Genomic DNA, 24,395 nt, shown 5'->3' on the forward strand with positions numbered 1-24,395 from the left:
GAACGACCGGCTCGGGGCGGCAAAATCGCCGCAGACCCCGAGCAGTCATGCACGGGGCTATTTATCGTTTGAATTGTTGATAGCCGTCCGTGGCATGGCCGTTCCTTTCCTGTAAAAATGCGTTAGTCGAAAATACTGAGTTGCGATTCTGCACCCGATGAAATCGCAGTGTCAAACAATTCGCCGCCGCGCGGTGCGATTCTGTTGTTTTTGGCACGAAACAAAGGGGCGAACTCAGCGCTCGAATGTCCAGCAGGACTAGTTGAGTTCGCGCATGCGGCTGTGCTTGGGCAAGCGCGCCGCCAGGTAGTCGTGCTGGTCGGCCAGGACATTGCGGCCGCTCAGCAGATAATGTTCGGCGCGGCATGGCACGTACGGCACATACAGCAGCGGCCGGAAACTCTCCAGCACCTTGCTGCCCTTTTCCTGATTGCAGTCCTTGCATGCGGTGACGCAATTGGTCCAGGTATCCTTGCCGCCGCGCGAGCGCGCCAGCACGTGGTCGCGCGACAGTTCATTGTGCGGGAAACGGCCGCCGCAATAGGCGCAGGTGTAGCGGTCGCGGCGGAACAGCAGATCGTTGTGATGGCCTAGCGGCAGTTCCATGTGCAGCATGCGCGCCATGATGGCGCTGCCGGCGATGGCGATGATGGGTTTGACGGCGATGCGGGACTGGATGCCGGCGCGGGAATAACCACCGCGGAAAACGATGTCGCCGTCGCCGATTTCCCAAGCCACCTTCCCGCTCGCGTAATAGAGCACAGCGTCTTGCGGCGAAATCCAGTCAAACGGATTACCCGCGATATCGAGGGTCAGGATGTGGGACGTCATTTGCATCACCTTTGCGGTTGATTATAACCAGCATTTTTGTATTTCGTCCTTCGTTTGTTGCTTTTTAGCGTGAAGACGGACGGTACTGGTGGGGTGGCCTATCGGGAATGATCCGATATCGTCGCGGGTCACAGCCGCGTGCTTTGCCAGTTAAGCTAAAGCCACCATTGAGATCTATATTGGGTGCGCCGGCCTGTTTGGAAAGAGGCGGCTGGTAAGTATTGCTGCAACCGGCGCAGGGATTTGTCCCTGCGCCGCTTTATTCCTGTTTCATTTGGTTGCAATTTCGCAGACGCTGGACAGCCCTTGTTCTTCAAACGTGATCCTTACCGGCAAGAATTGTTCGATGACTTCGGCATTGGTGAGCGCATGCTGCGACACGCAATCGACCGTAAACCGGCCGCTGCCCGCCAGCGCCAGCGGCAGCATGATCTGGTCGGCCAGGTGCTCGCCGACCGCGGCGCCGGAGGCAATATACTGCCGCACCTGCGAAATTGCCTTTTTTGCAACCGCTTCGGAGCGCACCATTTTCTCGCCGAACGCACAAAACACTTCTGTCACATGCTGCGATTCCAGCGTCACCAGCAAGGCGTTGCCCGGCCCCTGGTCATGCGGCAAGCCGCGGATCGCCAGTTGCGCATCGTCCCAGCCCATCGCGGTCTTGACGCAAGCCAGCTCGCGCTTGGCGACGTCGGCCGGCACGCCGGCGATGAAACTTTCGGCATAACCGGCGACGCGTTCGCCGCGGCTCATCAGTTCCAGCGGCTGCAACTGCCGGCATGGCGACACTTTCGCCTCGATCTCGCCGCCGCCGGCGGGATAAAAGCCAAAGCGTTTCAGTTCGATTTCCAGATTCGCGCCCATGGCCGCCAGCACGCGGCCGTATGCGCGCTGCAGGAAATGGGCTGGCGGCGCCATCGAGTTATGGGTGCCGCCGCTGATCTTCACCACCGATGGCGCATCCGCATACAGCAAGGCCGGCAGCAAGGTTTGCAGCACCAGGGTGCAGCTGCCTGCGGTGCCGATGGCAAACTGGTAGGCGCCGCCCTTGATCTTGCCCGGGATGAATTGCAGCGTCTGCGCGCCTACCGCCGCCGAACCGATATCGGCATTGCTGATCTCGGCGGCGGCTTGTACCGCCACCAGATGCTGCCGCATCAAGCCAGGCTTGGGCCGGTTGGCCCGGATATTCACAATCCGGAACGGCTGTCCGGTAATCATCGACAAGGTCAGCGCGGTCCGCAATACCTGGCCGCCGCCTTCCCCTGTTGCTCCATCTAGTTCAATCATGTTCTTCTATTCTTTATTGTTATCGTCATTGCGGTCATGGCCCCGTTCGGGACCATGGCCTGTTTCAGGGAAAGCCGGCGCTTAGCCTTTCACGCATACCACCTGCTTCAGGGTATGCACCACTTCCACCAGGGCGCGCTGCGCTTCCATCACCGCATCGATATCCTTGTAAGCCATCGGGATTTCGTCGATGACATCGGCATCCTTACGGCATTCCACGCCTTGCGTCGCCTTGATCTGGTCGTCCAGCGTGAAACGCTTCTTGGCCTCGGTACGGCTCATGGTGCGGCCGGCGCCGTGGCTGCAGCTATGGAAACTGTCGGCATCGCCTTTACCGCGGACGATGAAGCTTTTTGCCCCCATCGAACCCGGAATGATTCCCAACTCGCCTGCGCGCGCCGATACCGCACCTTTACGGGTTATCAGCACATCCTTGCCGAAGTGATTTTCCTTCTGCACATAGTTGTGGTGGCAATTCACCGCTTCCACGTGCGTCTCGAAAGGCTTGCTGATGACTGTGCGTACTGCTGCAATCAGGTTTTGCATCATCACTTCCCGGTTCATGCGCGCGAATTTCTGCGCCCAGCTCACTGCTTGGATATAGTCGTCATAGTGCTGCGTACCTTCCGGCAAATACGCCAGGTCCTGGTCCGGCAGGTTGATGAAATGGGTACGCATATCCTGCTTGGCCAGTTCGATGAAATGCGAACCGATGGCGTTACCCACGCCACGCGAACCGGAGTGCAGCATGAACCAGACGGCGTTGCTTTCATCAAGGCAGACTTCAACGAAGTGGTTGCCGGATCCCAACGTTCCCAGGTGCCGATAGTTATTCGTATTCTTCAACTTTGGCGTCTTCAGGCAAACCAGGTCGAATTCACCCTTCAGCTGCGCCCAGGCGGCGTCCACCGGCGTCGGCGGGGTTTCCCATGAACCTTTGTCGCGTCCCTTGAAACCGCGCGTCTTCGGCGACATTCCGTGCGGAATGGCTTTTTCGATGGCGCTGCGCAACGGGTGGAGATTGTCGGGCAGGTCGCGCGCATTCAAGGTGGTCTTGGCCGCCATCATGCCGCAACCGATATCCACCCCCACCGCCGCCGGGATAACCGCACCCAGCGTGGGAATCACGCTGCCGATGGTGGAACCCTTGCCGACGTGGACGTCAGGCATCACGGCCAGGTGCTTATAGATAAACGGCAGCTTCGCGGTGTTGCTCAACTGCTTGCGGGCTCCGTCTTCCACCGGTACGCCGCGGGTCCACATCTTGACGTGGCTTCCGCCTTCGACATTCATTACATCGTATTCTTCGTGTTTCATGATCTTCTTCTTTTAAAAACAAGGGGATGACAAGTGATGATGAAATGTTTTACTGAGCTATCGGCTGGCGCCGACCCGGGGCTTGAACCGGGGACCTTCGAAGCAAGCTTCGCTGCTCTATCCATGTAATTCCATCGGCATTCATCAAAAAAAGTCGGCGACAAGGGGTGGTGAAACGGTGTGCGGTTGCCCGCACGGCGCTCTTCCAGTTGAGCTACGGCGGCGCTGCTTTGCCGCCGACGGGATTTGAACCCGTATCTCCCCAGCTTGAATGATGTAGTTCCACCAGCATTCGCCTAAAACCTGCTACTGCGCGTCTTTAAATCCCGACAAGAGTTGACAAGACATTCTGCCAAAGCTGTTCAGCCTGGCAGGCCGGATTCGCACCGGCTATTCTGAATGTAGTCTTGCCTGCATTCGGGGACACGCACCATTGAGCGATAGTATGACAAGAGGTCGATGTGACGAGACATTTATCGGATGTAATCACACCGGCATTCATATTGCGCTCAAAACCTGTACTGCTGATCCTGATGATCCAGCTCACGGCTAGCTCCTTTATCAGCGCTCTCTGTATCAAGAGAGAGCGTACCAAACTATCAAATGGCGATGGATTGAATTTCACCCACCCACTGCGCTGCGCTTAGCTGGCCGGCGGCAAAGTCGGCGACAATCTGGAATACATCGTCAGAAAAGCCGCCGATGTTCAAGATGTCTTCCCGTTCAGCCGCCTGCGTCGTGCCGTATGGCGTGACATCGATGCACACCAGTCTGGCGTTCGGGTTGCGCTGCTTGAATGTTTCCCATTCGCGCATCGTTGCCGTTGCACCGCGCCGCGCCGCATCGACCCAGGATTCGTTGTCCGACACGAAAATCACCAGATCGGCCTTCGTCTTGTCCTTGTTCAGCCGTGCCAGCGGTGCGCTGCAATTGGTGCCGCCGCCGCGGATGGCCGCCAGCTTGCTGGCATTTGTCATCACCGAATCGCGCGGATTCAGTTTGCAGGCGACTACATCAACTTCAAACGGCAGCACGACGCTGTCCGGATTCTTGCGCAACATTGCGGCAGCCATCAAGGCCGCAATATCGATGCAACGGATCGCCGATGTAGCAGAACCGCGGTAACCGGTCGCGGGCGACTGCATGGAACCCGATACGTCAGGACAAACCACCACTTTTCCAGCAATTTCCGGGACGTTGTTCAGCGCAATTTCCATCGCGTCCTGTAATGCTTCAATAATTTCCACTGGAACCTCTTCATTCACCGCTCCGCGGGCGGCCATCAACTGATACGGAAACACCCGGGCCTTGGCTATTGCCTTGGCGTCGCGCAGCTTTTCCGCCACGATTGCTGTCATGCCCGGCAGCGCATACACGCCGTGGCGCGCAAACGTATTCAGGTTCATGCGCAGCATCTGCCATCCGGCCTGGCGCGCAATCTGTGCCCATGCAACATCTGTCAGTTCCAGCGCTGTCAGCATCTGGAACGGAACATTCGGCAAAGCTTGCGTGCGGTCGGCCTTGTAGGCTTCGAATGCTTTCAATAAAGGCGGCAGCGCCTCAGCGTCATAGGCCTTGCCGATCAGCCATGCGAAAAAAGCTTCGCGCCAGGCTTCCACCGGCTTGGGATGTACCATCTTCACCACGTCGGCCAGCGATGGCGCATTGCCAACCGCAGCCGCCAGCAATTCTTGTTCCGAGGCTTGATTCAGCCACGCTTGCACCAGTTTCTTCGGGCGAGTGCCCAGCGATTTGCGGCCGACAGCGCCGGAACGCAGGATCTGCACAAAATTCCGCAGCATCTTGCCGTTATCGATCACGCGCTTGAAAGTGCGCGCCAGCTCGGGCGCTCCTTTGGCGGCCAGGATGGCCGTCAACAGCGCCGGCATGTCCTTCATGTAGCCGCGTTCGCGGCAATACACGGCGGTCTGCGCAATGAAGCATGCATCGATGTCCTGGCACAGGTCCAAGACCGTTTCCAGCTGTGTCTCGGCGCTGGTGTAAAAGGTCGCATTCAGGCAGCCGGTAGCGGCGTACTGGGCCAGTTGATGGCGCGGCGACATTGCATAGGCCGCGGCGCCGGCGGCATTGACTGCATTCGCTTGCGGCAGGAATTTGCCTTTCGGGCTTTGGAACAATTGGGTATTCGCCATTTTCATTTCCTCTTTTGTTGATTGCGTTGAGCAGCTCAGGGCTTGTTCGCGTCGTCTGTTGCTGCGGCAATTTCTATTTATCTGCCGCTTCCATATCTCCTTTATTGCAACGACTGTGCCAGTCGCATCTACGAGGCCTGGATTTAATGTTAGTCAATTGATTTAAAAGAGATTTTTAACGATCTGGCGGAGACGGGAAGAGTTTGCGTGAGAATTGGCTTTTGTGATAAATTATCTTTTTAGATAAGAATTTATCCAATATATGAAAAAGAAGCGCATCGTCGTCATCGGCTTCGTCGGCACCCAGCTCGATAAGGGCTCAGGTAGCGGCCGCTGGGAAAAATGGCGGCCGACGGTGGCGCTGACCCAGCATGAAGAGATGGTGGTGGAGCGCTTCGAGCTGCTGTACAGCGGCAAGTATGAAAGCCTGGTGCATCAGGTGCAGCGCGATATTGCGTCGGTCTCGCCGGAAACCGAGGTGATCCCGCGCCAGCTGCCGATCGTCGATCCCTGGGATTTTGAAGATGTCTACGGCAGCGTGTTCGACTTCGCCAAGAGCTATCCCTTCGATATCGACAACGAGGAATACTGGATACACATCACCACCGGCTCGCACGTAGTGCAGATCTGCATGTTCCTGATGACCGAAGCGCACTACTTCCCGGGGCGCCTGCTGCAGTCGTCGCCGTCGCGCAGGCAGACCGTCGGCGATCCCGGCAGCTATACGCTGATCGATCTCGACCTTTCCCGCTACGACCAGATCGCGCAGCGCTTCTCGCGCGAGCAGGAAGAAGGCGTGGCCTTTCTGAAGTCGGGCATCGCCACCCGCAATGCGCGCTTCAATACGATGATCGATGAAATCGAGCGGGTTGCCATCAAATCGAAGGCGCCCATGCTGCTGATGGGGCCGACCGGCGCCGGCAAATCGTTTCTGGCACGGCGCGTGTTCGAGCTGAAGAAGGCGCGCCACCAGTTGGACGGCAAATTCGTCGAACTGAATTGCGCGACGCTGCATGGCGATGGCGCCGGCTCGACCCTGTTCGGCCACATCAAGGGTGCCTTCACCGGCGCCGCGGCGGACCGTCCCGGTTTGCTGCGCAGCGCGCACAAGGGTTTGCTGTTCCTGGATGAAATCGGTGAACTCGGTCTCGACGAGCAGGCCATGCTGCTGAAGGCGATCGAGGAAAAACGCTTCCTGCCGGTCGGCGGCGATAACGAGGTGAAAAGCGATTTCCAGCTGATCGCCGGCACCAACCGCGATCTGTCGCGCGAGGTGGTGGCTGGCCGCTTCCGCGAGGACCTGTATGCGCGCATCAATTTGTGGACTTATGAATTGCCGGGACTGGTGGACCGCTCCGAAGACGTAGAGCCGAACATCGACTACCTGCTGGCGCAGTTCAGCGCCGAGAATGGCCAGATGGTCAGGCTCAACAAGGAGGCGCGCGATGTTTACATGCGCTTCGCCATGTCGCCGGATGCCTTGTGGATGGGGAATTTCCGGGATCTGTCGGCATCGGTGACGCGCATGGCGACCCTGGCCGACGCCGGCCGCATTACCGACGCCATCGCAGCGGATGAGATCCGACGCTTGCAGCGGCTATGGCGTCCCTACGCCGAGCAGCCGGCAGCGGCCGGCGCTGTCGATCTCGGCGAAGTGCTGGAACGCGCTCAGATAGAACAGATGGATTTGTTCGACGTCATGCAGCTGCAAGCGGTGATCGATATCTGCCGCCGCTCGAAATCGATGTCGGATGCCGGCCGCAAGCTGTTTGCCGCATCGCGCAGCGCGAAAGAAAAGCCGAACGATGCGGACCGGCTCAAAAAATACCTGGCCAAGTTCGGACTGGGCTGGGAGGCGGTGGCTGGCAGATAGGCATTCGCCGCGCCGGTGCTATCGCGGGGCCAGCACCGTATCGCGCAACAGGCGGTCCAGCACCGAGAAATCCTGCTGTTCCGGCTGCAGCGGCGGGGAATCGTGGCTGAAACGCTGCAGCGCATGTTCAATGAACTGGTTGATCAGCGGCATGGCTGGCGCATGTTCGGATTCTTTCGCCCGCCGCTTGATGACCAGCAGTTCTGCAATGGCATTCTTGAGCGCGGCGTCGCTGATGATAGCGTCGACCAGGTCCTGGAAACGCATCGGCACCGCGCCGCGGCGCTGTTCTATCCAGATGCAGGCGAGCAAAGGTCGCAGCACGTATAAATATTTCTTCAGCCGCACCATCTCCCCCTGCAGATATTCGCGGTAGTTTTTCTTGGCCATGTGCAGGTAGTGATGGAAAGAGCGGTCCGGCCGGCTGACCTGCTCGGCTACCGCCCGGATCGTGCTCAGGAATGCAGGATCGGCGTGGTAGACGACTGGCGAAGACAACCATTCCACCAGCGTGGCGTTGCCGTTGCGCAGCAGCCCGAGCGTTTTGCGCAGGTCCCAGCCGCTGACGTCGTAGACTTCGCTGATCGGCAGTTCGATCACGTCCCGGCCTGGAAACACGGTCAGGTACCAGTCCGGCTGGTGGATATAGATGAAGCGTACGTCGTAGTCGCTGTCGGGCGAGGCAAAACCCCAGCCGCGGCTGCCCGATTCGCAGGCGAACAGGATTTTCACCGCGTGCTCCGTTTCAACTTGAGCGAGCGTGGCGTTGATCTGGATGCGCACATCGGGATCTATGGGGTGTTCGGTGTCGTAATCGTAGGTGGCGGACATGGCGCGGATAAAATCGTTCAGCTTAGCCTAATGCGCAGACCAGGACAAATGACTGTGCCGGGCAAATCGTGAAATCGCGCGTCTGGAGTACACAGTCTACGGCCATTGCATAGGTAAGTTACTTGGCAGACAATACCAGGGCCAATTACAACCAGCGAGCTGACTATATGATCCTATGGGGAATTCTTTGTGGTGGGGTGCTGGGCTGGTTGTGGCCTAACTCCGGGTATGGCGATGTCGGCGTATTTGCCGGCGGGGTGCTCGGCCTCGTGGCCGGCCTGGGCTTGCGTTATGCGGTCCGGGGAGAAATCGCTGCCGGCAATGAAAAGCTGCGCAAGCAGATGCAAGAATGGCTGAAGAGTCAGCCAAACCTGAATGGCAGTGCGCCGGCGTCCAATTTGAATCCGGGCGCCAAGCCTGCCGTGGACCAGGCGGCCGCGGTTAGTGCTCCCGCCTATCCGGCAGCGCCTCCAGCGATGCCAGCCATGTCGGCCGGCACACCCCCGCCGGATACCTCGCCGAGGATACAGGCACCGCCACCGGCGCCCGCAGCGCACAAACCGTCTCCTGTCCCGGTGCAACCCAACCCGCTGGATCTGGCTGTCGCCGCTGCCAAGAACTGGCTCCTCGGCGGCAATACCATCGTCCGTGTCGGCTTGGTGATTCTGTTCATCGGCCTGTCCTTCCTGGCCAGTTACGCCGCCTCTGCCGGCTTGTTTCCGGTGGAATTGCGGCTGGCGGCGGTTGCCGTGGCCGGGATTGCGTTGCTGGCGCTGGGTTTTGGCAAGCGCCGGGTCAAGCCGGCGTTTGCGCTGGCGCTGCAGGGCGGCGGCGTGGCGGTGATCTATCTGACGGTGTTTGCCGCTTTCCGTCTGTTCAGCCTGCTGCCGCCTTTGCCGGCTTTCGGCCTGATGATCGTGGTGTGCGCGCTTAGCTGTGCGTTGGCGCTGTTGCAGGATGCGCGCGGACTGGCGGTGGCGGCGTTTGCTGGCGGCTTTGCGGTGCCGCTGCTGTTGTCGACGGGAGGCGGCAGCAGCGTCGGCTTGTTCAGCTATTACACGGTGTTGAACCTGGCGATCTTGTTCATTGCTTATAAGCGCTCGTGGCGGGTTTTGAATATGGTGGGATTCGTCGCCACTTTCGGCGTCGCCACTACCTGGGGCGTGCTGAAGTACGATCCAGCGCTGTACTTGAGCTCGCAACTGTTCCTGATTCTGTTCGTGCTGATCTACGTGACAGCGGCGATCCTGTATGCCCGCAATACCCCCACCAGGCTCGGGAATGCGGTGGACAGCACCTTGATGTTCGGCACCGCGCTGATCGGCTTTGGCCTGCAAGTCGGCCTGGCCAGCCAGTTCAAGCTGGGCAGCGCGTTCTCGGCGCTTGGCTTCGCCGCCTTGTATCTGCTGCTGGCCGCCGTGCTGATGCGGCGTGGGCAGCAGAACTACCGTCTGATGATTGAATCCATGCTGGCCATCGGCGTCGGTTTTGTGACGCTGGCGGTGCCGTTGGCGCTGGATGTGCGCTGGACTTCGGCAGTATGGGCGCTGGAAGGCGCCGCTGCATTCTGGGTCGGCATGCGCCAGGCGCGCTGGATGCCGCGCGCCTTTGGCCTGCTGTTGCAGGTGGTGGCCGGCGGCGCCTTCCTGATGGCGCTCGATGACAATGTGGCAGCCTGGCCGCTGGCCAACCCGATGTTCATCGGCGCCATGTTCATCGCACTGCCGGCGCTGGCTATCGCCTGGTGGTTGCGCGCTGCGCTTCCGCACAGCGATTCGGCCTGGGCCAGGTCGTATGTGAAAGCAGAGGCATTGCTGGCTCAGCCGGTCTATCTGTATGGCTTCGTGTTCTGGTGCCTGGCCTGGATTCTGGAAGCATGGCGCAGCCTGCCCGGCAGCGAAGCCGGCATGGCAGCGCTGCCCTTGTTCAGCGCCGGCACGCAACAGTTGCTGACCATGCTGGCGCTGGTGGCGAGCGCCTGGCTGTGGTCGCTGCTGGGGCGCAAGAGCGGCTGGGCGGTCGCTACCTGGCCGAGCCGCCTTACCCTGTTGCCGCTGGTGCTTGTGTTCGTCGCCCAGGAATTATCCGATTTCCGCGTCCTCGCTACGCCGGCCTGGGCCATCTGGCTGGCGGCGCTGGTTTTGCACTTCTGGCTGCTGTACAAGAACGATAGCGATGCCGGCGCCGGCAGCGGGCTGCTGCGCTTCAATCGCGCCACGCACGTCGGCGGCGTCTGGCTGCTGACGCTGCTGCTGGCGGATTGCCTGTGGTTCTGGATCGCCCGCGCTCATCTCTGGCAAACCTCGTGGGCCAGCGTCGTGCTACTGGTCAGCGCCATCGCCATCTTGCTGCTGCTGTCGCTGTGGGCGGGCAAGGCCAACCGGCCGGCGCCGCTGGCGGAATCCGGCTGGCCGCGCAATCCGCATGCGGTGGCTTATTACTGGCATGCAGCCATGCCGCTGGTGCTGCTGGTGTTTGCCGGGGCCTTGCTGATGGCCTTGCTGTCATCCGGGCATACCGAGCCGCTGCCGTATATTCCCTTGCTCAATCCTACCGACCTTGCGCTGGCGCTGGCCCTGGGCGCCTTGCTCTTGTGGCGCCGCGCGGTGAGTGCGGCGCAGCCCCTGCCGGCCGCCGCAGCCTGGGTGGCGCGCAGAGAGACGCTGCTGGCGCTGGCGGCGCTGGCCTTTATCGCGCTCAACACGGTCTGGCTGCGCATCGCCCACCATTTTTTCGGCGTCCGCTGGGATGGCCCGGCCTTGTTCGACAGTTTCGTGGTGCAGACCGGTTTTGCCATCCTTTGGACTTTGCTGGCGCTCGGCCTGATGCTGCTGGCGCACCGGCGTGTACAGCGCGCCTTGTGGCTGACCGGCGCCGGCCTGCTGGGGCTGGTAGTGGTCAAACTGCTGCTGGTCGATTTGTCGAATGCCGGCGGCGCCGAACGCATCATTACCTTTATCGCCGTCGGCGTCCTGATGCTGGTGGTCGGTTATTTCGCTCCGCTGCCGCCAAAAGCCGCGGTCCCGGATCTTAACCCTGTGGAGAACAAGCAAGCATGAGACATTTTCCAGGTTTGCGCCGGCTGGCCGTCGCCTGCGTTCTGGCGACGCCGCTGGCGGCATGGCCGGCAAGCGATCCGAACGTAATGCAATCCTATACGCTACGCCTGCCGGTGCACTTCAACGGCGATGCCTCGTTACAGCGCCTGCTGCTGCCGGCGCAGGTACTGGCGAATCTGCAAAGCGGCGGCATGAGCGACTTGCGCATCTTCAATGGCCAAGGCCAGCCGCTCTCTATGGCCTGGTCGGATAGCGCCAGCCTGCGGCAAACTGAAAATCGTAAGCTGGTACTGCCGTCATTGCCGGTCATGGGCGCGCCGGATGCCAAGGATCTCTCCGCTTCCTCATTGCGCATCGAGGAGCAGCAAGGCAAGCGCGTGGTGCAAATCGATAGCGGCGGCGCCGCTGCCGGCCAGCAGTCCGGAAAAGTGCTGGGCGCCTTGCTGGATACCCGCGCCATCGCCGATCCGGTGGTGGATATGGTGCTGGATGTCGACTTGCCGGATGCCCAGCCGATTACCTTTATTGTGCAGGCCAGCGCCGATTTGAAAGGCTGGCGGCCGCTGGCGGAAACCGTTTTGTATCGTGCCGATGCCGGCGCCGACCATCTGGGCGCCGACCATGTGGAGTTGCCGGGCGCCAGTCTCAAGGACCAGTATCTCCGCGTAAGCTGGACCGACGCCGGCGGACATGTGGCGCCGGTGACCATGCGCAGCGCCACCCTGACTACCGCGCGCGGCGTCGGCAGCGCGCCCAGGGTCAGCGCTGCCCTGGCGGCGCCGCAGCTGCTCAATCCGTATGAGCTGCGTTTTGCCCTGCCCTTTGCAACGCCGCTGGCGGCGCTGAAGATCAAGGCAGCGGGGAACAATTTCCTGATCCCGGTGCGGGTGCTGGGCCGTAACGACCCCGGCCAGCCATGGACTTCGCTCACTGCCGGCGTCATTTATCATTTGCAGACGGCCGGCAAAGTGCAGGATAGCGCGGCGCTCGAATTGCCGCCGACGGCGTTCCGTGAAATCAAGGTCGAAGCCGACAAGAAGAGCGCCGGGTTCAGCGCGGCGCCGGATATTACCCTGGAGTTCGAACCTGCCCAGATCGTGGCGCTGGTCAGCGGCCCGCCGCCGTTTACCCTGGCGGCGGGCCTGGCCAATGCCGCCAGTCCCTACTTGCCGATGCAAAGCCTGCTGCCTGGCTATAGGGTGGCGCAAGAAAACAGCTTGCCGCTGGCGACGGTCAATAGCGCTGCTGCGGTGGTGCAGGCTACCGCCAGCCGCGACGGCGTGCCGGCCCGCAATCTTGCGCTATGGGGCGTATTACTGACGGCCGTCCTGGCGCTGGCAGCGATGGCCTGGGTGCTGCTCAAGCAGAATGACAAGGGACCAGCCGGAGAGCAATGATCTTGCAGTTTCTTGTCTGGCTCAGCGCAGATGCGGATAAGTGAAGCCGATGAAGTGCACGGCATTGACCGCGATATGGACGATGATGGGGGCTTCGATACGCTGCGTGGCGTAATAAGCGTAGGCATAACCGAAGCCGGCGATGGCCGCCAGCAAGACATAAACGCCGCCGCCGGCTGCATGCGCTGCGCCGAACAGCAAGGCGGAGCAGATCAGCGCCGCTATCGGACCATAGCGAAAGCGCGCCAGCGACGCAGCCAGGCGGTCTTGCAGCAGGCCGCGGAAAAAAGCTTCTTCCGCCACCACTGTAAAGAACAGATTGGTTGCCAGGAACAGCGCCGTGGTCTGGCTTAGCTTGAAATCCGCTTTGATATAGCCGACCCAGGTCGCCGCTCCCAGCACCGCGATTGCGGTCGCCAGCGCTACCGGCCAGGTCTTTTTCAACAGATCGCGCCAGGCCACGGCGGAATCCGCGCGGCGGCACAGCAATGCCAGCAGCACCAGGCCGGCGGCGCCCTTGTCGAAGTTTGCATACTGGCTGAACGGCGCGGCGCCGGCTGACAGCGTCAGAGCGGAAATCAGCAGCGGATTGTTGAATCCCGGCAGACGGTGCAAGGCCAACGCCAGCGCCACGAGCGCCGCGGCGCTCGTCAGCAGGATGCGGGGAAGCGACGCTTGCCTGGCGCTCGACGCGAGATAGGCAAGGCCGCAAAAAATCGCCAGCGCTGCCGCCGACCAGGCATTGAGGACGCCCGCGGCCAGGCCGCAGCCGGCAGCGGCGATGAACAGCATGGTCCAGGGCGGCGTCATGCGCTGGCCGATGCGGACCGCCGGCAGCCAGACTGCGCAGATCGCCGCAGCAAGCAGGATAAAGGTAAGGGCGGTCAATCCGGAAATAGCCATGGCTGGGCGTCAGGAAACCGCCGGCGGCCCCTTCAGCTCCACCACGTTACCTTCCGGATCGCTGATATAGATCGACGGCCCTTCGCCTTCGGCGCCATTCCTGGAAGCCAGCGGACCGGCATCGACCCGGTGCGCCAGCAGATGGCTGCGGATGACGGCTTCGTCGAAGGGTTCGACGCGGAAGCAGAAATGATCGAGATTGCGTCCCTCTTTGCCCGGCGCGGCGCCGCCGGCGCTGCCGAGCTTGCCGCTGACCGGCACCAGGTCGAGCAGCGAATTGCCGGCGCGCAGCTGCACCAGGCCGATTTCTTCCTGCCGCCGCTCGACGCTGCAGCCCAGCACATCGCAGTAAAAATGTAGCATCTTGCCGAGGTCGCTTACGCGCAATACCAGGTGGTCGATTTCACGGATATGTATCATCTTGGCTTCACTTAAAGATCTTGCTTGTAGTCTGGCAGGGTTTATTGCGTCTTGCGCGACACCACCAGCTTGGAGACGAACAGCTGGACGATTTCTCCGTGCTGGTTGCGGGTCTCGCTGCGCAGCTTCACCATGCCCCGGTCCGGCCGCGAACGCGAGGGCGTCACTTCCAGCACTTCGCTTTCCACATGCAGGATATCGCTGGCGCGGGTGGGGCGCGGCCAGCTCAGTTCTCCGCCAGAACCGATGATGCCGCCCTGCAGCGGCATGCCGCTGGTGACCAGCAGGCGCATGGTGATGGCGGCGGTGTGCCAGCCGCTGGCGGCCAGTCCGCCAAACAGGGTTTCTCTGGCGGCAGCGTCGCTGAGATGGAAGGGCTGCGGGTCGAACTGCTGCGCAAACGCCAGGATCTGCTGCTCGTCCATGGCGTGCTCGCCGCTGACGAACAGTGCGCCGACCGTGAGGTCGTCCAGGTACAGCGCGGGTTGCGGGGGACTGCTAGGTTGGTTCATGACGGCTTCCTCGGGTTTGTTCAAAGCTTGCGGCATTTGTTTTCCCTGGCAGGCCGATGCCGGAGAAACGTTGCCTGAATGTGCGCTACCGTACAGATTCAATCTTACATCGCGCCTACAGTGAAATCATGATTGCGGATAAAGATGCAGCCGCATCTCGATCACTGCGGTGCGGCTGTTGCCAGGGCCGCTTGCCTGTCGCTCATGGATGCCGAATCAAGGATGCCTGATCCGATCAGGATATCGTCCGGAACTGGAGGACTTGACGTTTACTCAAAATTGCCAGTTTGTACACGCATCTTGAAATGCCATATATAATTTGCAACGTTATTCATTTGTCATCCACATTTCCGCTGGAGAAAAAAAATGCAAAAAAAATCCTTATTCCCAAGTAAAACTCTTGCTGCGGTCGCTGTCGCTTTGGCCAGCGTCACCTTCGCCGGCTGCACCACCACCATGCCAGGCAAGGACGCAAGTTCCCAGACCAGCCGCTCCGACATCAATGCCGGTGTCGACGCCACTTTGTCGAAACTGTACCAGACCGCGCCTGCTTCACGCGAGCTGGTGGCGCGCGCCAAGGGTGTCCTGGTGTTCCCGCAAGTGCTGCAAGCCAGCTTCGTGCTGGGTGCTGAATACGGCAAGGGCGCGCTACGCGTCGGCAACCGTACCGAAGGCTATTACAGCACCACTGCCGGTTCCGTCGGCTTCCAGGCTGGCGCGCAATCGAAAGCTATCGTGCTGCTGTTCATGACACAAGACGCTTTGGATAAATTCCGCAACAGCAATGGCTGGACCGTCGGCGCCGACGCTACCGTGGCGCTGGCTAACATTGGCGCCAACGGCGCTATCGATACCAACACGGCGCAGCAGCCTATCGTTGGTTTCGTCACCACCAACGGCGGCCTGATTGCCGGCGTCTCGCTGCAAGGCGCCAAGATCGCCAAGATCACGCTGTAAGCAGTACAGCCTCAAGCAGTCCTGAAATCGATACGGCATCTTCGGATGCCGTATTTTTTTGCCTGCGGCAATCTGCTAAATCCAATCCTAATCGCTCAACAGCTCGGCGATCGCATGCATGCCCTCGACCTGCTTGGCGACCACCTTGACGATGACGATGATCGGTATCCCCAGCAGCAAGCCCCATACTCCCCACAGCCAGCCCCAGAACAGCAGCACGATAAACACCGCCGCGGCATTCATCTTGGCGATGCGGCCGGTCATCCAGGTCGTCACGAAGGTGCCGACCAGGGTGGCGATAGCCAGCGTGGTCGCCGCCACCAGCAGCATCATGTAGAAGGAATCGAACTGCATGAAGGCGGTGATGCCGGTCGCCAGCGCGATCAGCAAGGGGCCGAAATAGGGAATGATATGGAGGAAGCCGCCGGCCAGGGCCCAGGCGCCGGCGTTTTCCAGGCCGATCCAGCGGAATGCGATCCACATCAGCACCGCCAGCAGCGAGTTTGTCACCAGCAGCATGAACATATAGCTCTGGATCGAGGAATTGATTTCGAGCAGGATGCTGAGGGCGATCTTTTTGTTGGACAACGACGGTCCGGTCAGTTTCACCAGCTTGCGCTTGAACTTGTCGCCGGACAGCAAAAGGAAAAACACCAGGAAGGCCACCATGGTGGCCTGGCCGATGAAAATCATGGCGCCCATCGAACCGGTCCATATCCATTCGCTGAGCTGGAAGGATGGCGGCGCGACCGCCGCCGGCGCCTGTCGTTTGGCGTCCGGCCGCACGCCGGCAGCCTGGCCGGCGGCGCTTTCGATTTCGTTGGCGGCTGCCTGCATTTTCTGGATCGTGCTGGTTTGCCCGCCCTGGCTCTTGGCGTTGACGATGGCGCGCGACAACTGATGGGCGGCGGCCGGCAAGCGTTCCATGATGGACTGGAATTCGCCGCGCAGGGAATAACCGACCTGGGCCAGGCCCAGCACCAGTGTCGCCATTATCAGGCAGGTGCCGAACAGGCGCGGCACACGGATGCGCTCCAGCCAGACCACCAGCGGATTCAAGGTATAGGCGATGAAAATCCCGAACACCAGCGGGATCAGGAATTTTTGCCCCCATTGCAGTGCGAACACCAGGGCCAGCACGGTGAGGATGCGCAGGCACAGGCTGCGCACGTGGGTGGCGCTGTGGGGAGCCAGCGGCGCCAGCGGACCGGTCATCGGCGCTTCGGCTGCCGCTTGCGCTGCCGGCGTCGGTCCCGGTTGAGGGGCCGCCGCGTCGCCGGCATCGACTGTTGCATCTGCGCTGATTGAGTTCATGGGAGTAGTTGATTGCACGTCATGTAGGCAAAGCCGAAAGCAGCAGCATATACAAGCTGGAATGGCAGCTCGGTGCGTCAGCACACAGAGCCGGTTTGATTTTTCAAGAGCGATTGTGCGCCAGATATCCGCCTGAGTTTTATATTTGTGCGCGTTTATTCGCATCCTGATAGTCAGAAAGACAAGCAAGCAGGCGCTCCCCCGGCAGCCGATTCCTCTGGCGGCGGAAAAGGGGTATTCTTGAAGTCTAACGCTTGAAGAAACCGGCTGCTTCGCTCCGCTGTCATTCTTGCATCACCTGCCTGGAGTTTTTCGCATGACCGTTTCACCCGAGCCGCTTGCCGCCATTACCGGCTATCACGCCCACATCTATTACGACGCCGCCAGCATGCCGCAGGCGCTGGCCTTGTGCGAGCAAGCCGCGCAACGCTTTGCCCTGAGCGTGGGCCGCGCGCACCGGCAGCCGGTCGGTCCGCACCCGGACTGGAGCTGCCAGCTGGGCTTTGCGCCGGAAGTATTCGGCGAACTGATTCCATGGCTGGCGCTGCATCGTGCCGGCCTGGTCGTATTCATCCATCCGCTGACCGGCGACGAGCTGGCCGACCATCGCGATCATGCCATCTGGATGGGGGCAGTACGGCCTTTGAAGCTGGCGATCTTTGCCAAGGATGCAGAGACGCTGGATCTTGAATAAGCAAGCCACGCCGGTCTTGCCGCGCAAGGCAGGCATGGCGCAAAAAAAATGGAGACCTGTCATGTACAGCTTGCACAAATTCGCGGGGCTGGCCCTGCTCGCCTGGCTACCCCTGTCCGGCGCCAGCGCGGCGGCGCAGCGAGTCATTTCCATCGATCCGGCACGCGCCGATAAACCGGGTTTCATGGTGATCATCGATGAGCCGGGGCACTATCAGCTGGCCGGCAACCTGAAGGTGGCCGACCCCAACACTACCGCAATCGAAATCAATGCCGATAACGTCACCCTCGACCTGCATGGCTATGCGATCCAGGGGCCGACGCGCTGCCAGCAACTGCCTGCGCCCTGCTGGCCGCTCGGCGGCGGCAACGGCATCCACGCAGTGAACCGCAGCCATATCACGATCAGGAACGGCATCGTCCAGGGCATGGGCAACTACGGCATCTACCTGGAGACCAATTCGGCCAGCCTGGATCATGTGGTGGTGTCGCGCAACGGCCGCGGCGGCGCGGTTCTGTTCGGCGGCGCGATCAGCAACAGCGCTGCGGAAAATAATGGCGGCGACGGCATTTTCGGCATCGACCTCAAAGTCAGCCGCAACGCCATGCGCGGCAACCAGCATTTCGGGCTGGCCGCCTATGCCCAGTCCAGCTTCAGCAACAACCGGCTCAGCGCCAACAACGGCAATGCCGCCCAGACCAATCTCAAGTCCGCTGCAAGCGCTGGCAATACCTGCAACGCCAGCGCCTGCCCTTAAGGTTTAACGCTTAACGGTCGACCCAGGCCATGCGCTCCTTGCTGTAACGCTCGCCGGCCACCTGCTGCAGTGCGCTCTCCAGCGCTTCGGTCTCGGCTGCCGTCAGGGTAACGTCGACGGCGTTCACGTTCTGTTCCAGGTAAGTGCGGCGCTTGGTGCCGGGAATCGGCACGATGTCGTCGCCTTGCTGCAGCACCCAGGCCAGCGCCACCTGGCCGGCGCTGGCGCCCTTGGACGCGGCGATATCGGCTACTACTTTGGCGGCGCGCATGTTGGCGTCGAAATTCTTGCCCTGCAGGCGCGGATCGAGATGGCGGAAATCGCTGGCCGGATAGGTTTCGGCGCGCTGCGCGCTGCCGCTGAGGAAGCCGCGGCCGAGCGGGCTGAAGGGCACCAGGCCGATGCCGAGCTCGCGCAGCACCGGCAGGATCTCGGCTTCCAGGTTGCGTTCCCAGAGCGAGTATTCGCTTTGCAGGGCGCTGATCGGATGCACCGCGTGGGCTTTGCGGATATTGGCGACGCCGGCTTCCGACAGTCCCAGGTAACGCACTTTCCCCTCCCGTACCAGCTCAGCCATGACGCCGACCACATCTTCGATCGGCACCGCCGGATCGACCCGATGCTGGTACAACAGATCGATGTGATCGGTGCCGAGACGGCGCAGCGAGCCTTCCACCGCGCGCCGGACATGGCCAAGTTCGCTGGTGATGCCGGTAGTGGCGCCGTTGTCGATCTTGAAACCGAATTTGGTGGCCAGCACTACTTCATGCCGGCGGCCCTTGAAGACCCGCCCCAGCAATTCCTCGTTGAGGTAGGGGCCGTATTGCTCGGCGGTGTCGAAGAAGTTGATGCCGAGTTCCAGCGCGTGTTCCAGGGTGGCGATGGATTCCTTTTCATCGGCGGCGCCGTAGGCGGTGCTCATGCCCATGCAGCCCAGCCCCATGGCCGATACCGTCAGGCCGCCCGATCCCAGTTTGCGATGCTTGATGAGTTGCTCTTTCATTGTCTGCTCCGGAAAGTTGTTGGGGCCGCCGAGGTGCAATCGGCGTGCTTGACCATGGCAAGCGCTGCAAGTTAGTATAAGCCATGCTCAAGCAATCCATTATCTGCTCCCCTTCTCAAGTCTGCGCGCGCTGTTGTCGCACGACGTCCCTGTACTGCGTCTGACTTAGGTCTGATTTTTGCGCCCGATTTCGCCGGCGCACCGTATTACCCGTCACTTTAAAAGAACTGCATGGAACTCCATCTATACGACAGCTGGGAACGCCGCGTCCGCCGCTTCGACAGCATTGATCCTGGCCACGCCGGTTTGTACTGCTGCGGGCCGACAGTCTACGACTACGCCCACATAGGCAACCTGCGCACTTACATTTTCGAGGACCTGCTGCGGCGCACGCTGGAATTCAACGGCTACCAGGTGCAGCATGTGATCAACGTCACCGACGTCGGCCACCTGGTGTCGGACGGCGACGACGGCGAAGACAAGATGGAAAAAGGCAGCCGCCGCAGCGGCAAGAGCGCCTGGGACATCGCGGAATTTTATAGTGCCGCTTTCATGGAAGATTTCCGCGCGCTCAAGCTGTTGCAGCCGGCGGTCTGGTGCCGCGCCACCGACTATCTGCCGCAGCAGATCGGTTTCATCCAGAGCCTGGAGCAAAAGGGCTACACCTACCGCACTGCCGACGGCATCTACTTCGACACCAGCAAGCAGGACGATTACGGCTATATGGCGCGGCTGGATCGCGATGCCTTGCAGGCCGGGGCGCGGGTCGACATGGGAGAGAAGCGCAGCATTACCGATTTCGCCCTGTGGAAATTCAGTCCGCCCGAGACGCGCCGCCAGATGGAGTGGGACAGTCCCTGGGGCCGCGGCTTTCCCGGATGGCACATCGAGTGCTCGGCGATGTCGGCCGCTCATCTCGGCAGCTTGTTCGACATCCATTGCGGCGGCGAGGATCACATCGCCGTCCATCACAGCAACGAGATCGCGCAGACCCAGGCTTGCCACGGCACCCGCCTGGCCAATTACTGGATGCATGGCTATTTCCTGCAGACCGGCAGCGAAAAGATGTCCAAGTCCGGCGGCGATTTCCTGCGCCTGCAGTCGCTGGTCGAGCAGGGGTTTGATCCGCTCGCCTATCGCTATCTGTGCATGGCGGCGCACTATCGCAGCCAGCTGGAATTCAGCTGGGATGGCTTGCAGGCCGCGGCAACCGGCTTGCAACGCTTGAGAGAGGCTTACCATCGCTGGCCGCATGGCGGTGCGGTCGATGAGGCATGGATGCAGCGCTTCCGCGCCGAGATCAATAACGACCTCAATTTTTCGCGCGCGCTGGCGCTGGTGTGGGAGCTGGTGCGCAGCGATGCCGATGCCGCAGTTTGCAAAGCGACCTTGCATGCAATGGATGAAGTGCTGGGCCTGGACCTGGACGGCTGGCGTCCGGCCAGCGTCGCCATACCCGCAGCAGTAGCGCAGCTGGCAGCGCAACGCCAGGCCGCGCGCGCGGCGCGGCAATGGCAGGAAGCCGACCGCTTGCGTGAACAGATCCGTGCGCTCGGTTTTCTGGTGGAAGATACCGTTGCGAGGCCGGCGCTGAAGCCGGCCTTGGCAGGAGCGGCGTATGACAGCTAGCCTCGATACCGGGCCGCGGCGGCTGTTCTATGCGCTGTGGCCGGATCAAGCAACCAGCGAGCGCCTGGCCCAGCTACAGGCGCTGGCGCCAGGGCGCGCCGTGCACTGCGACGATTTTCATATCACCCTGGCTTTCCTGGGAGAACAGCCGGCTGGCGTGCTGCCGTTGCTGGAACAGATACTAGAAAATTTACCGCAGGCCGCGATGACGCTGGTGCTGGACCGGCTCGCCTACTTCCGCCGCCACCGGATCGCGGCATTGCAGATGAGCGCACCGCCGGCAGCGCTGCTCGACTTGCAGGCCGCGCTGGCGGCTGAGTTGCTGCGTTGCCGGATCGGCTTCGACCAGCGCCGCCGCTTCCAGCCGCACATCACGCTGGCGCGCAATGCCGATGCGCCCGCCGAAACGATGCTGGCGCCGCCGATTGTCTGGCAAGCGAGGCAAGTCGCGCTGGTGCAATCGGCGCCCACGGCGGCGGGTGCGAAGTACCAGCTGCTGGCAACGCATTGACGCTCTGGCGCGCCGCTTCCCGCACGCACCCGAGAACGGGCGCTTCTATTTCGCGGTTGGCATGGTGAACTCGGCGCCCTTGGCGATGCTGTCCGGCCAGCGCTGCATGATGCTCTTGTAACGCGTATAGAAACGGATTCCCTCTTCACCGTAGGTATGGTAATCGCCGAACAGCGAACGCTTCCAGCCGCCGAAGGAATGCCAGGCCATCGGCACCGGAATCGGCACGTTGATGCCGACCATGCCGACCTGGATCTGCCGCGCAAAAGCGCGCGCCACGCCGCCGTCGCTGGTATAGCAGGCCACGCCGTTGCCGAACTCATGGGCATTGACCAGTTCCACCGCGCTGGCCAGATCCGGCACCCGCACCACCGCCAGCACCGGGCCAAAGATTTCTTCCTTGTAGATAGTCATTTCCGGTGTGACATGGTCGAACAGGGTGCCGCCGACGAAGAAGCCGTTTTCATGGCCGGCAATGCGCAAGCCGCGGCCGTCTACCAGCAGCTTGGCGCCTTCTTCCACGCCTTTGGCGATGTAAGCCTCGACCTTGGCCTTGTGTGCGCCGGTGACCAGCGGGCCCATCTCGGAATCGGCCTGATCGCCGTTGCCGATCTTGAGCGCGGCAGCGCGTTCCGCCAGCCGCTCGACCAGGCGATCGGCGATATCGCCCACCGCCACCGCCACTGAAATCGCCATGCAGCGCTCGCCGGCGGACCCGTAGGCAGCACCGATCAAGGCGTCGACCGCTTGTTCCAGATCGGCATCCGGCATCACCACCAGGTGGTTCTTGGCGCCGCCCAGCGCTTGCACGCGTTTGCCGCGGCGCGCGCCTTCGGTATAAATGTATTCTGCAATCGGAGTGGAGCCGACAAAGGAAACGGCTTGCACATCCGGATGCGCGAGCAAGGCATCCACCGCCAGCTTGTCGCCCTGGACCACATTGAATACGCCGTCAGGCAAGCCTGCCTGCTTGAGCAGGTCGGCGATCAGCAGGCTGGCCGAAGGGTCGCGTTCCGACGGTTTCAGGATGAAGCAATTGCCGCATGCGATCGCCACCGGGAACATCCACATCGGCACCATCACCGGGAAGTTGAACGGCGTGATGCCGGCCACCACGCCCAGCGGCTGGCGCAGGTTCCAGTTATCGATGCCGCCGCCGATATTGTCGGTGTGGCTGGTCTTTAGCAGATGCGGAATGCCGCAGGCAAACTCCACCACTTCGATGCCGCGCACCACTTCTCCCTTGGCATCGGAAAACACTTTGCCATGTTCGCGCGTGATCAGGGCCGCCAGCTTGTCATGATTCTGCTCCAGCAGTTCCTTGAACTTGAACATGACCCGCGCGCGGCGCAGCGGCGAAGTCTCGGACCAGGCCGGAAAAGCCGCGCGTGCGCTGGCGACGGCTTTATCCACTTCTTGCGCGGATGCCAGCGCAACCTGGGCGACCACCTCGCCGGTGGCAGGATTGAAAACGTCGGAATAACGCTCCGAGCGACCAGTCGCCGGTGCGCCTGAAATGAAATGATTGATTTGAGAAATGGTCATGGACTGCCTCTGATTATTTGGTTTCATTGAGTGCTTCGCGCACTGTGCTGAAGATGCGTTCGATTTCTTCCGGCTGCACGATCAGCGGCGGCGAGAAGGCCAGGATGTCGCCGGTATAGCGCACCATCACGCCCTTTTCATAGCACTTGCGGAAAACCTCGTAGGCGCGGGCGCCGGGCGCGCCCGGCCGCGCTTCCAGTTCGATGCCGGCCACCAGGCCGAGGTTGCGGATGTCCTTGACGTGCGGCGCGCCGGCCACGCCATGCGCCGCCCTGCCGAACAGCGGCGACAACTCGCGCGCGCGCTCGAACAGGCGCTCGCTTTGATACAGGTCGATGGCGGCGATGGCGGCGGCGGCGGCCACCGGATGGGCGGAATAGGTGTAGCCATGCATCAGTTCGATGCCGCCGACGGCGGTGGCTTGCACCACCGTATCGTGGATCTCGCGCTGGACCGCTACCGCGCCCATCGGAATCGCCGCGTTGTTGATGCCCTTGGCGAGCGTGATCAGGTCGGGCGTCACCTTGAAATATTCGGCCGCGGTGGCAGCGCCAAGGCGGCCGAAGCCGGTGATCACTTCATCGAAAATCAGCAGGATGCCATGCTTGCTGCACAGCGCGCGCAAGCGTTCCAGGTAGCCCACCGGCGGCACCAGCACGCCGGTGGAGCCGGCCAGCGGTTCGACGATGACGGCGGCGATGGTGGAGGCGTCGTGCAGGGTCACCAGGCGTTCCAGTTCATCCGCCAGGTGCGCACCCCAGACCGGCTGGCCGTCGCTGAAGCCGGCCTCGGCGATGTTCAAGGTATGCGGCAAGTGGTCGACGCCTGGCATCAGGTTGCCGGAAAAAGCCTTGCGATTATTGCTGATGCCGCCCACCGAGATGCCGCCGAAGCCGACCCCGTGGTAGCCGCGCTCGCGGCCGATGAAGCGGGTGCGCTGGCCTTCACCGCGGGCGCGGTGGTAAGCCAGGGCGATCTTCAGTGCGCTATCCACCGCTTCCGAACCGGAATTGGTGAAAAAGATGCGGTCCAGCCCGGCCGGCATCAGCCCAGCCACCTTGCGCGCCGCCGCGAACGCCAGCGGATGACCCATCTGGAAAGTCGGCGCGTAATCCATGCTGCCGATCTGGCGCGTAACGGCAGCGGTAATCTCTTCGCGGCAATGGCCGGCGTTGACGCACCACAGGCCGGCGGTGGCGTCCAGCACCTGGCGGCCGTCGTCGGTCTGGTAATACATGCCCTTGGCGGATACGAACATCCGCGGCGCCTCCTTGAACTGGCGGTTGGCGGTGAATGGCATCCAGAATGCCGACAAGTCTTGTTCCGATTGATGTGTATTCACGGCAGGTTGCTTTACGTTGGTTGGTAATGTGGCGATTATTGCAGTTACAATCAGAAA

Annotated in this window: 21 protein-coding genes and 1 tRNA gene; 8 read left to right on the forward strand and 14 right to left on the reverse strand. The window is 61.4% G+C overall.

The window, feature by feature from the left end:
* Window positions 1–258: 258 nt before the first annotated feature.
* From BCF11_RS10805 to BCF11_RS10825, 6 genes are all read right to left on the reverse strand, one after another.
* Window positions 259–831, reverse strand: a complete 573-nt coding sequence (locus BCF11_RS10805) for an HNH endonuclease (protein WP_098497434.1) — start codon at window positions 829–831, stop codon at window positions 259–261.
* A gap of 89 nt (window positions 832–920) precedes the next feature.
* Window positions 921–996, reverse strand: a tRNA-His gene (locus BCF11_RS10810).
* Between the two features lie 105 nt (window positions 997–1,101).
* Complete coding sequence (rtcA, locus tag BCF11_RS10815) at window positions 1,102–2,121, reverse strand: RNA 3'-terminal phosphate cyclase (protein WP_098494748.1); 1,020 nt, start codon at window positions 2,119–2,121, stop codon at window positions 1,102–1,104.
* A gap of 81 nt (window positions 2,122–2,202) precedes the next feature.
* Window positions 2,203–3,438 (reverse strand): RtcB family protein, encoded by a 1,236-nt coding sequence (locus BCF11_RS10820; protein ID WP_098494749.1) that lies wholly within the window; start codon window positions 3,436–3,438, stop codon window positions 2,203–2,205.
* A gap of 319 nt (window positions 3,439–3,757) precedes the next feature.
* A complete protein-coding gene (locus tag BCF11_RS27550) occupies window positions 3,758–3,985 on the reverse strand; it encodes a hypothetical protein (protein ID WP_143751307.1) in 228 nt (75 codons plus the stop codon).
* 52 nt (window positions 3,986–4,037) lie between these two features.
* Window positions 4,038–5,591 carry a TROVE domain-containing protein gene (locus tag BCF11_RS10825; RefSeq protein WP_098497435.1) on the reverse strand — a complete coding sequence of 518 codons (1,554 nt, stop codon included), beginning with the start codon at window positions 5,589–5,591 and terminating at the stop codon, window positions 4,038–4,040.
* Window positions 5,592–5,853: 262 nt separating this feature from the next.
* On the opposite strand from BCF11_RS10825, the gene rtcR reads away from it, so the two are divergent.
* Window positions 5,854–7,464, forward strand: coding sequence for an RNA repair transcriptional activator RtcR (rtcR, locus tag BCF11_RS10830; RefSeq protein ID WP_098494750.1), 1,611 nt, complete (start codon window positions 5,854–5,856; stop codon window positions 7,462–7,464).
* 18 nt (window positions 7,465–7,482) lie between these two features.
* On the opposite strand, the gene BCF11_RS10835 is transcribed toward rtcR, so the two are convergent.
* Entirely contained in the window at window positions 7,483–8,295 is an 813-nt protein-coding gene (locus BCF11_RS10835) for a nucleotidyltransferase domain-containing protein (RefSeq protein ID WP_098494751.1), read from the reverse strand.
* 167 nt (window positions 8,296–8,462) lie between these two features.
* Between BCF11_RS10835 and BCF11_RS10840 the strand changes: the two genes are divergently transcribed.
* Together BCF11_RS10840 and BCF11_RS10845 are read left to right on the forward strand one after the other, a co-directional pair.
* The gene (locus tag BCF11_RS10840) at window positions 8,463–11,354 is read left to right on the forward strand and encodes a DUF2339 domain-containing protein (RefSeq protein WP_098497436.1); all 2,892 of its coding nucleotides are present in this window, start codon (window positions 8,463–8,465) and stop codon (window positions 11,352–11,354) included.
* Window positions 11,351–12,751, forward strand: a complete 1,401-nt coding sequence (locus tag BCF11_RS10845; RefSeq protein ID WP_098494752.1) for a DUF3999 domain-containing protein — start codon at window positions 11,351–11,353, stop codon at window positions 12,749–12,751. The genes BCF11_RS10840 and BCF11_RS10845 overlap by 4 nt, the downstream gene beginning before the upstream one ends.
* Window positions 12,752–12,772: 21 nt before the next feature.
* Here the strand turns inward: BCF11_RS10845 and BCF11_RS10850 are convergent, their stop codons facing one another.
* Genes BCF11_RS10850 through BCF11_RS10860 form a run of 3 tightly spaced genes read right to left on the reverse strand, consistent with a single transcriptional unit; the run spans window position 12,773 to window position 14,586 of the window.
* Window positions 12,773–13,654, reverse strand: coding sequence for a CPBP family intramembrane glutamic endopeptidase (locus BCF11_RS10850; protein WP_098494753.1), 882 nt, complete (start codon window positions 13,652–13,654; stop codon window positions 12,773–12,775).
* A 9-nt stretch (window positions 13,655–13,663) separates the two neighbouring features.
* A complete protein-coding gene (locus BCF11_RS10855) occupies window positions 13,664–14,074 on the reverse strand; it encodes a VOC family protein (RefSeq protein WP_098494754.1) in 411 nt (136 codons plus the stop codon).
* 41 nt (window positions 14,075–14,115) lie between these two features.
* The gene (locus tag BCF11_RS10860) at window positions 14,116–14,586 is read right to left on the reverse strand and encodes a MaoC family dehydratase (RefSeq protein WP_098497437.1); all 471 of its coding nucleotides are present in this window, start codon (window positions 14,584–14,586) and stop codon (window positions 14,116–14,118) included.
* Between the two features lie 366 nt (window positions 14,587–14,952).
* Here BCF11_RS10860 and BCF11_RS10865 point away from each other — a divergent pair, with 366 nt between their 5' ends.
* Window positions 14,953–15,543 (forward strand): YSC84-related protein, encoded by a 591-nt coding sequence (locus BCF11_RS10865; protein ID WP_098494755.1) that lies wholly within the window; start codon window positions 14,953–14,955, stop codon window positions 15,541–15,543.
* Between the two features lie 87 nt (window positions 15,544–15,630).
* Here BCF11_RS10865 and BCF11_RS10870 read toward each other — a convergent pair whose 3' ends face one another.
* Entirely contained in the window at window positions 15,631–16,857 is a 1,227-nt protein-coding gene (locus BCF11_RS10870) for an AI-2E family transporter (protein WP_369827746.1), read from the reverse strand.
* Window positions 16,858–17,173: 316 nt separating this feature from the next.
* Here BCF11_RS10870 and BCF11_RS10875 point away from each other — a divergent pair, with 316 nt between their 5' ends.
* Window positions 17,174–17,551 carry a DOPA 4,5-dioxygenase family protein gene (locus BCF11_RS10875; RefSeq protein WP_098497439.1) on the forward strand — a complete coding sequence of 126 codons (378 nt, stop codon included), beginning with the start codon at window positions 17,174–17,176 and terminating at the stop codon, window positions 17,549–17,551.
* Window positions 17,544–18,308: a right-handed parallel beta-helix repeat-containing protein gene (locus tag BCF11_RS10880; RefSeq protein WP_158229175.1), complete on the forward strand. Its 765-nt coding sequence runs from the start codon at window positions 17,544–17,546 to the stop codon at window positions 18,306–18,308. The genes BCF11_RS10875 and BCF11_RS10880 overlap by 8 nt, the downstream gene beginning before the upstream one ends.
* Before the next feature lie 10 nt (window positions 18,309–18,318).
* Here BCF11_RS10880 and BCF11_RS10885 read toward each other — a convergent pair whose 3' ends face one another.
* Window positions 18,319–19,311: an aldo/keto reductase gene (locus BCF11_RS10885; RefSeq protein ID WP_098494757.1), complete on the reverse strand. Its 993-nt coding sequence runs from the start codon at window positions 19,309–19,311 to the stop codon at window positions 18,319–18,321.
* A gap of 231 nt (window positions 19,312–19,542) precedes the next feature.
* On the opposite strand from BCF11_RS10885, the gene cysS reads away from it, so the two are divergent.
* Complete coding sequence (gene cysS / locus BCF11_RS10890) at window positions 19,543–20,940, forward strand: cysteine--tRNA ligase (RefSeq protein ID WP_098494758.1); 1,398 nt, start codon at window positions 19,543–19,545, stop codon at window positions 20,938–20,940.
* Complete coding sequence (gene thpR / locus BCF11_RS10895) at window positions 20,930–21,451, forward strand: RNA 2',3'-cyclic phosphodiesterase (protein WP_098494759.1); 522 nt, start codon at window positions 20,930–20,932, stop codon at window positions 21,449–21,451. Before cysS ends, thpR begins: the two co-directional genes overlap by 11 nt.
* 45 nt (window positions 21,452–21,496) lie before the next feature.
* Here the strand turns inward: thpR and BCF11_RS10900 are convergent, their stop codons facing one another.
* The gene (locus BCF11_RS10900; RefSeq protein ID WP_233212439.1) at window positions 21,497–22,996 is read right to left on the reverse strand and encodes a CoA-acylating methylmalonate-semialdehyde dehydrogenase; all 1,500 of its coding nucleotides are present in this window, start codon (window positions 22,994–22,996) and stop codon (window positions 21,497–21,499) included.
* Window positions 22,997–23,009: 13 nt separating this feature from the next.
* Window positions 23,010–24,296, reverse strand: coding sequence for an aspartate aminotransferase family protein (locus tag BCF11_RS10905; protein WP_098497440.1), 1,287 nt, complete (start codon window positions 24,294–24,296; stop codon window positions 23,010–23,012).
* Between the last annotated feature and the right edge of the window lie 99 nt (window positions 24,297–24,395).

Source organism: Collimonas sp. PA-H2, assembly GCF_002564105.1.
GTDB lineage: Bacteria > Pseudomonadota > Gammaproteobacteria > Burkholderiales > Burkholderiaceae_D > Collimonas.